Genomic DNA, 15,043 nt, shown 5'->3' on the forward strand with positions numbered 1-15,043 from the left:
TTAAATATGCACTTTTTTAAGCAACTTGTTTGATGTTTAAGGAACAAAGCTGGAAAAAGGGTTTCTGAGGCCTCTGAATTGTTCCAGATCGCACACAAAGGCACCAACCGTCAGGTTGAATCTGACGCGGACCGGGAGCTTGTTTTTATCGCGGGTAATCCAGACCTGCATATCTTCTTCGGTTTTAAAAGCTCTGCCGACTTCTGTAACAGGCAAAAATTTATAACATTCCAGTTTCCCGAATTTTGTTTTGATTGTTTCAATGCCCATATACCGGATTCGCAGCGGGAATAATTCGTCGGAAAAGTAGGATAGAAAGGTGATGACGTCGCCTTTTTTCATGCTGTCGTTAAAGTATTTTTCGCGGCCGGCGTAAAAAGCTGAAATGATGTCATAAATGTTGGCCGGCACATATTTTTGTCCCGATTTCTGACTTTCGAGCCATGTTGAGTCGGGCCCGTGCTTATATATAACTTCGTTGTAATAGCGGTAGCGTCCTTCCCGGATATCTCTGATGGATTTTGCGGGGAACAAGGTTTCGGGGTCGCAGAAACTTTCGTAGGTATCTCTGATTTTATATATTGCATCGGCCAATCCTACTGTGTAACCTGTTCCGGTTAGATGCAGTAATTTTTTCCCGAAAAGAACGGTATCCTTGGCTGAAAGAATGGCTTCTCCTCCTGTTACAAATCCATAGTTCATGGTGTATACCAACTCTTCGCCCGCACCGAACGATTGCAGCTGGGTTTTGTTTTCAGGCACCTGACCAGTTAACGAATATACACTTAAAATATATAGCAGGGATGATATGACATATAGCTTTCTCATATTTTCTCTTTTAAGTTTTGGTGCCTGTGTCGCCGTTTCGTTTATATTATAGAAAAATCCGGGCTATGATGCACGTATCTTGTTATCCTTTTACAAATCATGGGCCTTTTCTGTTTCAAAAGAGAAAGGATTGTTTGGCGTTAATTTTTAATTTGTTCTTTTTTAGTGGTTTATGAGCGGTGGAAAAAGTGCAGAAAGTTGAAAATAGATTGCCTAAGCATTACAAAAGTTTCTTTTTAGGTATGGTCGCAATGAAATTTTTGAGATAGAACGGTTCAAAATAGGCCACATCTTCAAATTGCTGTGTATTATATTTTTCGAAGGCTAAAATCGCCATCTCTGCGGCTGGGGCATAAACGTCATCAATGAAAAGGGCATTGTGATGTTGTATAAGTGGTTGGCATTTGGAAGCGCCATTGCCTGCAAACAATATTTTTTGTGTTGCTAGTAAGTTTCTGTAACTGTCTTCTGTAATTATTTCTGCCGTCACATCCTTTACTAACTTTAAATTGCAACGGTAAAGGGCAGAATAAACTTCCATGCGACGTGCATCAATCATAGGGCACAGCAGAATATCTTCTTTTGTATCCATTTTGCTTACCGCATTAGCTGCCATTATTTGAAGTGTTGGCAAAGCTATGAGTGGAATTTTAGAGGCATAACAAATGCCTTTTGCCACCGACACCCCAATGCGTAACCCGGTATATGAGCCGGGACCTGAACTGACTGCTACGGCCGACAGCTGATTGGTGTTGATGCCTTCGTTGTTTAAAAGTTGGTTGATTAATACAGTCAGTACCGTAGCATGTGAGTTAGCCCGATGTTCTTCTAAAGTGGCGATGGTATGCCCGTCTTTCGATAAAGCAACCGAACAGACTGTTGTTGATGTTTCAATGGATAAAATGAATGCCATGAATGATAGTTGTATGGCGCAAATGTACAAATTTTATGATTGCTTTGGTATAGACCAGAGGACTTCGTGAACGGTGAAGTCCTCTGGATGTGTTAATACGACGTTTATTTGTTTATGACAGTAACTGACCTAACAGTCCGGAGTTCATACTGAAGGTTTGTGAAGTCCGGAAAATGTAAGTTTACTGGTGTCAATGATCATGTTGAGGACGAGCATAACGCAGAATTTGGACTTTCTTGCAAATACAATGTAGGTCTATTGAAATGACTCAGTAGCCAGTGGTTTGCCTTGATAAAAATCCAGTATCTTTAGTCGTAGCAAATAGGTATAGCGAGCCTGTATCAGGTCAGACTCTGCTTTTATATAATCGGTTTTAGCCACGTTGTAGTCAACGGTGTTTACCAACCCCAGATTGAATCGTTTTTCGGTGTAACTGAATGATTTTTTATATGACTCTACAGTGGCTTTTCCGGCTTGATATTGTCTGTAAGCAGCCTGTGCATCGGTATAGGCTTTTTGTACGTCTTTACGCAGTACCTGTTTTTGTTTTTCCAGTTCGTGTTGGGCGCTCAGATAACCGATCTTAGCGTTTTTGACATTCTGGCGTGCCGATAGACCGTTGAATATGGGAATGGAAAGACTCAGACCGACGTATTCGTAACTGTTGTCTTTGAAACTTTGTGCAAAGTCAAAATTTGCCTGGTCTTTCATTTTTGACACATTGGAGCCCCAACCCGCATTGAAGGATAGTCTGGGATATAAAGCGCCTTTGGCTATTTCAACGTCTTTGAGGCTGCTTTGAAGTTGTAATTCTGAGGACTCAATCTGCGGCAACGTGGCGACGGCTTGTCCGTAAATGCTGTTAACGTCGGCCATTTCCATGCCTGTTAATTCTCCTATTTCAGGTTTTTGAATATCAAAATTAGTTATGTCTTCGAGATCAAGTGCCTGAGCCAGGTCCAGTAACGAAAGTGAGAGGTTGTTTTCCAGAGTGGTGACGTTATATGTTTCGCTGGCCGCGATTGATTGCACCTCCAGTAGGTTTCCTTCAGGCAGTTGGTTGTTTTTTACCAGGATGGCAGTTCTTTCAACCTGCATATTAGCAACCTCAAGTTGAGCTTTGGCGGCAAGCAACAATTCTTTGTCAAATAGAATCTGCATATACAGTGCTGCAATGTTGAGTGCCAGATCGTTTTCTGCTTTTTGGGCATCTTTTACGGCCGCCATCCAATCAAGTCGTCCCTTTTGGATGGCATTACGGCGCGTAAATCCTTCAAACAACGGAGTGCTCGACGAAATGCCATAGTCCGATATTTGAGTCGTTACATTCGATATTTGAAAGGTCGTATTATCACGAACCCGTCCCATTGAAATGTTATAACTGGAGCTGGCGTTAAGGGTCGGCAGCAAATCATACCGTTTTTGGTTGTATAGGTTCTCGTTGTATTGTGCATTTAAAACCTGTTGCTTAAGCGTCAGGTTATTTTCTTTGGCATAGTTAATGCATTGCTCCAGCGACCAGGGCCCTTCAGGCTTTTGTTCCTGTGCCGTTGCCAACATGGGAAGTGCCAGACAAATGGTGTATAGAAAGGAATGAAAAAGTTTCATGTCTTTATAATTTGAGTTTTAATTGTCACATGAAATTTGCCAAAATGATTCTTTTTTTTGAATAAGAAGTGTCTTCATGGCTCGTTTCATGTGTTTATAATTTGATTGTTAAGGCCACGTGGAACTCCCATGCAGCAAACATCCCCGTGTGTGATAAATCTTTTAGCATGGTCGTTTCATCTGTAAAAAGTTGTTTGATAAAGAAAGATGAAGTTTTCTCGTTTGGTCGCATGAACGATTTATCTTGTCATCGAAATTACTTTAAGATGTTTAAATTTTAGGCACTTTAATTTTGTCAGCTTTTGATAAACCTTCTATTATTTCGATGTTGATGCCATCCGACAAGCCTGTTTTGATTTGACGTTTTTCGAAGGTTTGAGGGTCGGTTTCAACTTCAACAAAAGTGGAATCGTTGCTAAACTGAAGAACTTTTTCGGGAATGCACAGCACGCTGTCACGACGGTCGAGGACTATGTCGGCATTGGCGCTGTAACCGGCGCGAATAAATGTGTTTTCTTTAAGCTTAACGGCAGCTCTGATTTCAAACTGAATAGCTCCATTTTCTTCTATCCCTTTGGGTGAAATGTATTCAAGGATTGCTTCGAATGACATTTCGTTGATAGCCCCAACAGATAGCATGAGATGCATCCCTTCTTCAATTTTACCCACTTCGGTTTCGTCGACCATTCCTTCGAAAATCATTTCCGACATGTCGGCGACTATGGCTACAGTGGTGCCGTCGTTGAAGGTATTACTTTTGATGACTGAGTTACCTTTTTTCACCGGAACGTCCAGAATCATGCCATCAATGGTAGAACGAATAACCGTATTGGTTTGCGACCCCATTTTTTTAGTTACGCCTTCCTGTATGAGTTGCAGATGATTTTCGGCAGCTTCCAGATCTTCTTTTTTAGTATTATAGTTTAGTTCCTGGGTTTCGAAGTCGGAGAGCGCAATTACTTTTTGGTTGTAAAGTTCCTTGGCTCGTTCGTATTCTGTTTTTGCATTCAGAAAAGCCAACTTTGCTTTTTTAGCATTGCTTTCGGCTGAGTTGACTTCTATCATCTCAGGAATGATTTGAATTTGTGCTATGCGGTCGCCTTGCTTAACAATATTACCGGGATCGACGTATATCTCCTTTATGATGCCCGATTCCTGAGGTTTTATTTCTATTTCCTGACGTGGAATAACCGAGCCGGTTGCAACCGTCTTTTTAATGATATTATCTTTGAAAGGAGATTCAATTTCATAGGTCACGGGTTCCTGTTTTGATTGTTTATAGAGATAGTAGAATACCCAAAGAACCAGGCCTGCGAACACAAGCAATCCGAAAATTTTTAAAAATCGTTTCATACGTCAATAGTTTGTTTGGTATGTGAGTTATTTGTTTTATTCGTGTCTTAAAGCTTCAATTGGTTTAATGCGGATGGCCTTTCGTGCCGGAATGAGTCCCGCTATAATACCCGTAATGATCAGAATTCCCAGTGAGGTCAGAGCCAGGAACAGACCAATTTCCGGATGGGCAAAGAAGGTCCCTTCATCTGGTGGTTGAGACGCTTTGGCATATTCCAGCGCGATGTCCACCAGGTGCAAAACCAGAGTTCCAAGAGCGAGCCCTATGAATCCGGCCAGGGTGGTTAAGAACACCGATTCGGAAATAATTTGACCAACAATGATAGAGGGGCGTGCGCCTATGGCGCGTTGCACGCCAATTTCTTTGGTTCGCTCCCTTACAATAACCAGCATAATATTACTAACGCCAACGGCTCCGGCTATCAGGGTACCGATACCAACAATCCAAATTAACAGGTTGATGCCAATAAATACATACGACATGGTTTTTACTTGTTCTTCCACATTTATGTGTCCCATGGCATCGTCGTCGTCGGGGGCAACATAATGGTTTTTCTTTAGCAGCGTCATTACTTTTTCGGATGTGGCTTCTACGCTGTATCCTTTTTTAGCGGTAAAACCAAAGAAATGAACCGTTTCGCCATAGTTGTAGACTTGTTGCATGGTGGTGAATGGGACGTATATACTTTCTTTTTTATTACTGCCAATATTAATGTTGGGGTTTCGGGATTTAAAAACACCTACCACCTGAAACCAAACGCCGCTTACTTTTAGATATTTTCCTACTGGGTCTTCGTCTTTGTCGAACATCACTTCGTAAACGCGCTCGCCAATGATGCAAACTTTTCGGCGTTGTTCCATATCCAGTTTATTCAAGAAACGTCCATAAACCATATCGCACGGGTCGATGAAGTTATATTCAGGAACGTCACCATTTACGGTGAAAGAACCGCTTTTGAGGCCACGGATAACATTTTCGCCTTGCGACACATTCCATCCTTGCAGCTTGGGTGCTAATACTTCTATTTCAGGGATTTCGCGACGGATAATGTCCATGTCTTTATTGGTGAAATTCCATGACCTGCCCTGTTTAAAACCATTGTATGGCTTTGTGGTGAGATTGGTCCATATAAATGCACTGTTGGTGGCAAAGTCTTTTATTCCTTCTGTAATGCCATTGACTAATCCGTTTCCGGCGCCGGTCATCACCACCAGCATAAAGATTCCCCAGCCTACCCCAAAGGCAGTGAGGAAACTCCGCATTTTGTTTTGTTTTATGGCAATTATTATTTCCTGCCATCTGTCTCTGTCGAACACGGTATATTGGTTTTAGATGATTGTTGATATTATTTACGCTAAACGTTGTTTTTTTTGCGGTCTGTTTTTATTCGTCGTGCAAAGCGTCAATGGGTTTAATGGCGGCGGCTTTACGAGCTGGAATATAACCTGCAATCAGGCCAGCAAATATCAGTACGATTGCGGCAGCAATGGCTACACCAAAATCAGCGGAAGGATTGCTGAATATATAGTTAATCTGGTCGTTGCCCTGCGACACCTGAGCCAGTACAATGTTAAGTATGTGCAATACCCCCATGCCAATGAATAGTCCTATAAAGCCTGCCATAGCGGTAATAAACAGTGATTCGGACAAAACCAGCCAGACAACACTGAGTGGCGAAGCGCCAATGGCTTTGCGAATACCAATTTCTTTGGTACGTTCTTTAACCAGAATAATCATGATGTTACTGACGCCTACAATTCCGGCAATGATGGTCATGATGCCGATAACCCAGATAAACATACGAATGCCTGCAAAAACACCTTGTGCTTGTTTGAAGTGTTCTAATGTATTCCACACAAAAATTGCTTTTTCATCGGTTTCGGAGTAGTGATGCCGCCGAGCCAGAATTTTTTTTACCGAGGCTTCAATTTGTTTGTTTTCCTCTACGGTGGTCGATTTGGTGGTTAAAGCCAGATTGTTAATTCGGTTAGCGCCATTGAAAACACGTTGGGCGGTGGAGATTGGCAGGAATGCTTTTTTTGAATCTCGTTGTTGCGGATCTTCAATAATACCAACAACCTTAAAAGAGATCCCGCCAACTTTTAGAAATTTCCCCATCGGGTCTTCATCTTTAAAGAGGATTTCTACAATTGGCCTGGAAAGAACAATGACTTTACGAAATTCATCAATATCGATTTTATTGATGAAACGTCCTTCTACCATATCGAGAGTTTCAATGCCATTGTATTCGGGCATGACACAAGTTATGGAATAAATTCCGTATTCGTTGTTATAGGTGAGTGGCGCATTGTCACGAAGGTACATACGGCCTGAAATATTGCTGACGCCGCGGAGCTCATCTTTTAGTGCGTTATAATCTTCGTTGGTAAATCGGATTCGTCGTCCTTTTTTTAGTCCTTCATACGACTCGCTGGTCTCACCGGGATGCACCCATATCGCATTTTTGGAAGAGCCCCGGAAACTGAATTCCATTCCATTTTGCAAACCTTTGCCGGAACCCAGCAGGATGATCAGCATGAAGATACCCCATGCTACGCTGAATCCTGTCATGATAGCCCTTAGTTTGTTTTTTTTAAGGGTGTTTAATATTTCTTCTATGTAGTCGAACATAGTTTTCTGTGGTTTATAGAGAATGATTATTTAGCCACACCGGCCATTTCATTTTTGTCTGTTGTGAGAAGGTTGCCATCAGCATCTTGTTTCCCCGATGAGGCTATAATGCCATCGTGCAGACGAATGACGCGCTGGGTGCGTGCTGCAATATCATTTTCGTGCGTCACAATAATAAGCGAAATACCGGTTTCGTTTACTTCTTTCAGAATATCCATCACTTCGAGTGATGTTTGCGAATCGAGGGCGCCGGTAGGTTCGTCAGCTAAAATGACTTTTGGTTGCGATATTAACGCCCGCGCAATGGCTACGCGTTGTTTTTGCCCTCCCGACATTTCGGAGGGGAGGTGATTTGCCCATTCCTTTAATCCCAAACGATCAAGGTATTCTAATGCCATAATATTCCTTTTTTTTCGGCTTACCTTTTGATAGTAGAGAGGCAGAGCGACATTCTCCATGGCATTTTTGAACGAAATAAGGTTGAACGACTGAAATATAAAGCCAATATACTGGTTGCGAAATCGAGCTGCTTTGGTTTCATTCATTTTTCCAATATGAATGCCATCCAGCTGGTATGTTCCGGCGTCATAATTATCTAAAATTCCCAGTATATTAAGAAGTGTTGATTTCCCGGATCCGGAGGAGCCCATGATGCTTACCATTTCGCCTTCTTTAATGTCAATGTCAATACCTTTGAGTACATGCAGAGAATTATTGCCTGTGATATACGATTTGTGCAATGATTCGACGTGGATGATGCTTTTGCTCATTGTATGTTGGTTTTATTTATTTTTAAAGTTATGACGATGTAAGCTGGAAATGAAACTTTTCGGTCGCTTTGTTCTTACAACCATTAGACCAATATTTTTAACGAATTCATTCATAGTTGTTTGTGCTATAGTTGTGTGTTTTTTTTGTTAATACAGATGTCTGAATATGAACATTGAGTGTCCGATATCGGGCGGTTTGATGAAATTTAACGTTGCCATTTTGAAAAGCTTACTGGCTGATTTTCTTTTTATGAAGGCGGTAAGAATTCTACAATATATTTAAACGGGCAATGAGAAAAGTGTATTTTTGTGTGGTAAACTAATTTTTTGTGTCGATGAAGACTGGTGTGATGTCGGGGCTACACCCTACCCTGAAGTTTTTTATGGTTTTGATTTTTGTGCTGACCTCAGCTCTTTTTTTAACGGTGTTAGGTTTTTTGGTAGCAGTGCCATTCTTCGGCGTGGATGATTTGATGGCTATGTCGAAGGGGCAGGCTTCTTTATCGCTGTTGAAGTATCTTCAAATGACACAAAGCCTTACGGTTTTTATTCTCCCTTCCCTACTGGCTGCTTTTATGCTGTCGCGCAAGCCTTTGCTTTGGTTGAAATTCAGAACTCCTAAACCCTTGTTTTTGCTGGTTGTTGTTTTGATTTTTGTGTCTGTTCAGCCATTAACGGGTTGGTTGGGTTATGTGAATACTAAGATGGATTTGCCGGATTTTTTGCGCGGTGTTGAACTTTGGATGTCAAATGCGGAGGCTTCTGCCAATTCTCTTATTTTTCAATTTTTAGATACATCCAGTATCGGCCCTGTGGTTGTTAATTTTTTTATGATGGTGCTGCTACCTGCCTTTGGTGAGGAATTGTTGTTTCGTGGCGCTATTCAGACGTCATTAAAAAAAGCCGTGGTGAATCATCACGTTGCAGTATGGGTTACGGCAATTCTTTTTAGTGCCTTACATATGCAGTTTTTTACCTTTGCACCTCGTTTGCTATTGGGTGCGTTGTTGGGTTATCTTCTGGTGTATGGTAAAAGCATCTGGTATCCGATTTTAGGCCATTTTACCAATAACCTGCTTTCTTTTATCATGTTTTATTACTACAGAGCCCATATGCCTGGCGTAAATCCTTTGGACAGTAGTGCTGAACGACCCGATTGGTGGCTTATTTTGGCAGGGACTGTTTTTATGACAGGTCTGTTTGGATGGTTTCGGAGTCGGTCTAAGCTGGTGCTGCCTGTGGTGATCTCCAACCATAATTAGTGTTTGTCTATAAAGTCAACTACTTCGTTATGCTTGTCATAAAAACAGTCATTTACGAAAAGTAAACTCCTTGATTTTTATGACGTAGCGAGCCTCGTATTTGAACTTTATATTTCAAACACTTAGTTTATGGACAGGCACTAATTAGTGTCTGTTCATAAAATTCGGAGTTTGAGCTATGAAAGATCAGTTTTCGGTTTTGTGTAGCTTAATCAATATGTGTTTACTGGTGTAGACGACTATTTTGATAATAAGGGGAACACTGAAATTGGCGTTTACCGGTTAATTCAATTGATGGTGTTTTTATAGGAAATTCTCTGTTAAAGAGGATATATTTATTCTGATTGAGTGCAATTCTCTGTTTCTGTTTTCTTTAGAACTATATCTGAGATATTCTGTTAAAGCAGAATTATTATATTTGATTCATTTAACAAGAATTGATACCGTTACTTTCATGCAAAAGATTTTAAAATATTTCGCGGCGCCCTGGATGATGGGAAGTTTGTTGTTTGTTTTGGCATTTTCAATGGCAATGGCTACTTTTTTAGAAAGTATGTACGGCACAGATGCAGCCAAAGCTTTGGTCTATAATTCAAGGTGGTTTGAAGCAATTTTTTTGTTGCTCGCCTTAAATATGCTGGCTAATATTATAGGTTATAAGATGTGGCGTAGGCATAAGATAGCGGTATTTTTATTTCATTTTTCCTTTTTTGTGATTGTTTTAGGCGCCGGTATAACGCGTTATTTTGGTGCAGAGGGCTTGCTTGCGGTGCGCGAGGGAGCAGTTAATAATGTCATGTTATCTGCTGATCCGGTTATAAACGTGCGTTGGATAGTTGGTAATGAAGAGGATGAAGTCAGTCAAGTTTCGTTTTTATCTGTGGCAACGCCTTTTGAATTTAATGCGGCTTTGAAGGCGAATGACGTGCGAGTAAAAATTAAGAGCACGGGTTTTATTCCCAATGCAGTGAGTCAGCCTGTTGTGGATGAACATGGTGGTCCGGTGATGGCTTTAACATTTTTAGATGGTATGCAGCCTGGTCAACAATTTTTGCAGTTAGGGGATGTCATTCGTTTTGATGGCGTTACAGTGGGTTTTGAACCTAAGGATACTACCGGTGTTGACGTTTTACTTTATCGTTCCGGGGATAACAATGCGCCTGAGTTTTTGGCTCGTTTTCCTTTTGTTCGGACAGATGGTGGCGAGACACAAAAAACTTCTTTTTTGCCTAATCGTCGTTACCGCCTGAAAAGAGGTGTAATTTACGATTTTGGTCGTGTTCGACTTGTGTTAAGTCGTTATTTGCCTAAGGCTCGGATGATGCCTGTGCCGGTTACTCAAGGGGGCGATAATGGGATGCCCCATGCCGTGTTGTTTGATGTTGCTGTTGACGGTATGGTTACGGAGGCCGCAGCTTTTGGTCGTGATGGGCAAGTTGGTCAAGTAACACATGTTGAGTTGCCACAAGGGCTGCTGGAGTTAAGTTATGGTGCCAAACCCATTACGTTGCCTTTTTCTATCCGGTTGAACGATTTTATTCTGGAAAGGTATCCCGGGTCAGAGAGTCCTTCGGCTTATATTAGTGAAGTGACGCTTATTGATCGGGAGAAAAATATAGAGGAGTCTTATTCCATTTTTATGAATAATATTTTGAATTATCGTGGCTATCGTTTATACCAGAGTTCTTACGATCAGGATGAGAAAGGTACGGTTTTGTCGGTGAATCATGATGGTCCTGGCACCGTTTTGACCTATCTGGGGTATTTCCTGATGGCTTTGGGAATGATGCTGGCTCTGATACAGCCGGGAACGCGCTTTCGTCGTTTGATGAGCGAAGTCAGTAAGATTCATCATAAACGACAATTATTATCGGTCATTTTATTTTTCTTGTTTGTTGGGTCTTCTTTTGCTCAGGATAAGATGCCGCCAGTGCCCGACAAAGAAGTGGCCGAATCCTTTGGGGCTTTGTGGGTGCAGGATGACGGTGGCCGCATAAAGCCGCTTAATTCTTTGCATCAGGAAGTGGTGGTAAAACTGGTGAAACACAATAGTTTTATGGGGCTTACGGTTGATCAGGTCGTGCTGGGAATGTTGACATTCCCGTTGGAGTGGCAGTCTATGCCAATGATTACGGTGAAGCATGAAACCTTACGCCAGTTGTTAAATTTAAAAGTGAAGAAAGCTGCTTTTAGTGATTTTTTTAACGCGCAGGGGCAATATCTTATCCATCAGCTGGTGGACGATGCTTATCGAATGAGTCCGGCTCACCGCAGCAAATTGCAACAGGAATTGATAAAAGTTGACGAACAGGTAAATGTATTTTATCTGACGCAGATGGGGCGTTTTCATAAGTTGTTTCCCAATCCGGCGAATAGTCTCGCACCATGGCTTACCTCCAACAATAAAGAGATGAAGGAAGTGGGGGATGACAGCTTGAACATGTCTTCCATCATGACCAATTTTATTAATGATATTAAGGAAAATCATAGGGTTTCGGCTTTGAGTCGGTTACAGCAGATGGATCACTATCAGCAGGAGTATGGCGGTCAAATATTACCTTCGGTGCAACATGGCAGGATGGAGCGTCTTTATAATCGGTTGAACATTTTTCTTTGGCTTTCGACGTTGTTTTTTGGTCTGGGTTTGCTTCTGGTGCTTTATCAAATGGCTGTGCTGTTACAACCTTCTATTCCTGATAAATGGGTGATGCGGATTGGTTCAGTTATTTTGCTGGGAGGGTTCATCTATTATACATTTGGATTGGGATTGCGCTGGTATGTAGCCGGACATGCGCCATGGAGTAACGGTTACGAGTCAATGGTTTTCATTGGGTGGGCAATCATGATGGCCGGTTTATTGATGATGCGAAAGAGTAATCTGGTGATGCCGGTCACGGCTACTTTTACAGGACTGGTTATGATGGTAGCTCATTTAAGCTGGATGAATCCACAAATAACCAATTTGGTGCCGGTGCTGCAAAGTTATTGGCTTACGTTGCATGTTGCAGTGATAACAGCCGGTTATGGCTTTTTGGGTTTGGGTGCCATATTGGGTTTTTTGAGTTTGTTAATAATGATATTTCGTAATAGCAATAATATTAACAGGTTGCAGCTGGCTATTGACGAGTTGACAATCGTAAACGAGTTGGCTCTGACCGCCGGGTTATATTTTATGACCATCGGTTCTTTTCTTGGTGGTATTTGGGCCAATGAGTCGTGGGGCCGTTATTGGGGTTGGGACGCTAAAGAAACCTGGTCGCTTATTACAATAGTATTGTATGCTTTGGTGTTGCATCTCAGGTTTATCCCTGGTTTGAAGGGAAAGTCCATTTTCAATATTGCATCGCTGATCACATTTTCTTCAGTTATAATGACTTATTTAGGTGTAAATTATTATCTCGTCGGGATGCACTCTTATGCTGCTGGGGAAGCGGTTCCCATTCCGGCACCGTTGTACTATGCAGTAACGGCAGTGGTGGTGATGATAGGTTTGGCGTTGCTGAATGAGCATAAGATGAAGTCCATATTGTCGATCAAACGATGATTCCCTATTTTATTTGTCACACGCGTGCTGTTTTTATATGACTTATTTCGATGGACTGGAATGGGTTTCTGATCATTGAGCTGCAGTCTGTAAAAGGGTTGGAGGGGCGTTTGTATTAGTATTATAGGATTTCATAGTACAAAGACAATAGAAAAACAGACGTTTGGCATAGAATTGATGGCGTTTTTGGACAATTATTATTCATGGAATCAAGGTTTAGAGTGCCATTTTGTGGTGAAATAAAAAGAGGCTGTCTTTTAGGACAGCCTCTTTTATATGTGATTTGTGATAGAGCCGATTAGTTATTCAAACTAAAACGTTTGAAATCGGTTACAGTCAAATCTTTATTGGTATTTTTCAGATACTCACGGATACTGATTTTTCCATCTTTCACAAAAATCTGCTCCAACAAGGTGCTTTCTTTAAAGAATTTGTTTAAGCGTCCCTGAGAAATTCTATCAAGCATTTCTTCCGGTTTGCCTTCTAAACGAGCCTGATCTTTGGCTATTTCTAATTCTTTCTGAATAACATCCTGAGGTACAGAGTCTTTATCGATAGAGACAGGACTCATAGCTGCTACTTGCATAGCAACGTCGCGACCTACCTGATTTTCGAAGCCTGATTGATTGAAACCAACTATAGTAGCTAATTTATTTCCAGGGTGAATATAACTAACAACCGTTTCGGCATTAACAACAGCAAAATAAGGCAAGTCAAGTTTTTCGCCGATAACCCCAATCTGTTCTGTGATTACGTCTTTAATAGCTACGCCATTCAATTTAAGTTCTTTAACTTCTTCAATTGTTGTGGCATTGCTGGCTAAAGCCAAATCAAGAATTGATTGTGTGAGTGCGACGAAACTTTCGTTTTTGGCAACAAAATCGGTTTCGCAGTTTAGCACCACTAAAGCACCTTTTTTACCATCTTCAGTTACTTTTGAAAGGACGACACCCTCAGTGGCTTCGCGGTCAGCACGTTTACTGGCTACAGCCTGACCTTTCTTACGAATTATATCGACAGCTTTATCGAAATCTCCATCGGTTTCGGTGAGGGCTTTTTTACAGTCCATCATGCCGGCACCTGTCATTTTTCTAAGTTTGCTTACTTCAGCAGCAGAGATTGCCATTATTTCTGATTTTTGTGGTTAATTATTCTTTGCCTTTTTCTTCAGTCGTTGATTTTTTTTCTTCAGTTGCTGAATTTTTCTCTTCAGTTGCTGGAGTTTTTTCAACCTGTGCTTCTACTTCGGCATTAGCTTCTTTACGTGCTTTAATTCTTGCACGACCTTCGCCTTTTTTATTTTTGGCAGCTCCTTTTTCTTTTGGCGCTTCGTTTTCTTTTTCGACTTTACGTTCAGCCAAACCTTCTTTTACGGCATCGGTCATTGCGCCAACAACAAGTTCAATTGATTTTGAAGCATCGTCATTTGCAGGAATAACGTAATCAATATTGTTGGGATTTGAATTGGTATCAACCATTGCAAATACAGGGATATTCAAACGAATAGCCTCTTTTACTGCGATGTGTTCCTTCATCACGTCCACAACAAACATGGCTGCTGGTAAACGGTTCAAATCGGCGATGCTACCCAGTGTTTTGTCCAGCTTAGCACGCTGACGTGATATTTGTAATTTTTCTCTTTTTGAAAGACTGTTCCATGCTGCTTCACCCATCAAACGATCGATAGAGGTCATTTTTTTAACCGCTTTACGAATGGTTGGGAAGTTGGTTAGCATACCACCTGGCCAGCGTTCAACAACGTAAGGCATGTTCACTGACCCTACTTTGTCGGCGATGATCTCTTTTGCTTGTTTCTTGGTGGCAACAAATAATATTTTCCGTCCTGATTTAGCAATTTGTTTCAACACTGCGGCAGCTTCATCAATTTTAACGGCTGTTTTATGCAGGTCTATGATATGAATACCGTTACGCTCCATAAAAATATAAGGAGCCATTGCGGGATTCCATTTTCTCTTGAGGTGACCGAAGTGAACTCCGGCGTCAAGCATTTCTTGAAATTCTAATTTGGGCATTTTAATTTTTTTAAGTCGTTTACATTCTTAAATTCAGGCAACCAGTGAGTAGTTCCCTGTCGGAAATCTCACAGATTTAGATACTAAACGCACCTGAGAT

11 protein-coding genes are annotated in these 15,043 nt (G+C 41.3%); 2 read left to right on the forward strand and 9 right to left on the reverse strand.

Annotated elements, in window-relative coordinates:
• Positions 1 to 36: 36 nt before the first annotated feature.
• The 7 genes from ACT3CD_RS09065 to ACT3CD_RS09095 form a co-directional block, all read right to left on the reverse strand.
• Positions 37 to 828, reverse strand: coding sequence for a DUF3108 domain-containing protein (locus ACT3CD_RS09065; protein ID WP_444644984.1), 792 nt, complete (start codon positions 826 to 828; stop codon positions 37 to 39).
• A 220-nt stretch (positions 829 to 1,048) separates the two neighbouring features.
• Positions 1,049 to 1,741 (reverse strand): tRNA (adenosine(37)-N6)-threonylcarbamoyltransferase complex dimerization subunit type 1 TsaB, encoded by a 693-nt coding sequence (tsaB, locus tag ACT3CD_RS09070; RefSeq protein ID WP_444644986.1) that lies wholly within the window; start codon positions 1,739 to 1,741, stop codon positions 1,049 to 1,051.
• A 255-nt stretch (positions 1,742 to 1,996) separates the two neighbouring features.
• Positions 1,997 to 3,349, reverse strand: coding sequence for a TolC family protein (locus ACT3CD_RS09075; RefSeq protein WP_444644988.1), 1,353 nt, complete (start codon positions 3,347 to 3,349; stop codon positions 1,997 to 1,999).
• 270 nt (positions 3,350 to 3,619) lie between these two features.
• Positions 3,620 to 4,702, reverse strand: coding sequence for an efflux RND transporter periplasmic adaptor subunit (locus ACT3CD_RS09080; protein ID WP_444644990.1), 1,083 nt, complete (start codon positions 4,700 to 4,702; stop codon positions 3,620 to 3,622).
• Positions 4,703 to 4,738: 36 nt separating this feature from the next.
• Positions 4,739 to 5,965, reverse strand: coding sequence for an ABC transporter permease (locus ACT3CD_RS09085; protein ID WP_444644992.1), 1,227 nt, complete (start codon positions 5,963 to 5,965; stop codon positions 4,739 to 4,741).
• A 121-nt stretch (positions 5,966 to 6,086) separates the two neighbouring features.
• Positions 6,087 to 7,334, reverse strand: a complete 1,248-nt coding sequence (locus ACT3CD_RS09090) for an ABC transporter permease (protein WP_444644994.1) — start codon at positions 7,332 to 7,334, stop codon at positions 6,087 to 6,089.
• 26 nt (positions 7,335 to 7,360) lie between these two features.
• Positions 7,361 to 8,104: an ABC transporter ATP-binding protein gene (locus tag ACT3CD_RS09095; protein WP_444644996.1), complete on the reverse strand. Its 744-nt coding sequence runs from the start codon at positions 8,102 to 8,104 to the stop codon at positions 7,361 to 7,363.
• A gap of 335 nt (positions 8,105 to 8,439) precedes the next feature.
• Between ACT3CD_RS09095 and ACT3CD_RS09100 the strand changes: the two genes are divergently transcribed.
• Both ACT3CD_RS09100 and ccsA read left to right on the forward strand, forming a co-directional pair.
• Positions 8,440 to 9,366 (forward strand): lysostaphin resistance A-like protein, encoded by a 927-nt coding sequence (locus ACT3CD_RS09100; RefSeq protein ID WP_444645198.1) that lies wholly within the window; start codon positions 8,440 to 8,442, stop codon positions 9,364 to 9,366.
• Positions 9,367 to 9,820: 454 nt separating this feature from the next.
• Complete coding sequence (ccsA, locus tag ACT3CD_RS09105; RefSeq protein ID WP_444644998.1) at positions 9,821 to 12,910, forward strand: cytochrome c biogenesis protein CcsA; 3,090 nt, start codon at positions 9,821 to 9,823, stop codon at positions 12,908 to 12,910.
• A gap of 298 nt (positions 12,911 to 13,208) precedes the next feature.
• On the opposite strand, the gene tsf is transcribed toward ccsA, so the two are convergent.
• Positions 13,209 to 14,036: a translation elongation factor Ts gene (tsf, locus tag ACT3CD_RS09110; protein ID WP_444645000.1), complete on the reverse strand. Its 828-nt coding sequence runs from the start codon at positions 14,034 to 14,036 to the stop codon at positions 13,209 to 13,211.
• Positions 14,037 to 14,058: 22 nt separating this feature from the next.
• The gene (gene rpsB, locus ACT3CD_RS09115) at positions 14,059 to 14,943 is read right to left on the reverse strand and encodes a 30S ribosomal protein S2 (protein ID WP_444645002.1); all 885 of its coding nucleotides are present in this window, start codon (positions 14,941 to 14,943) and stop codon (positions 14,059 to 14,061) included.
• Positions 14,944 to 15,043 lie beyond the last annotated feature (100 nt).

It is taken from the genome of Geofilum sp. OHC36d9, from assembly GCF_052400685.1.
Classification (GTDB): Bacteria; Bacteroidota; Bacteroidia; order Bacteroidales; family Marinilabiliaceae; genus CAZHHH01.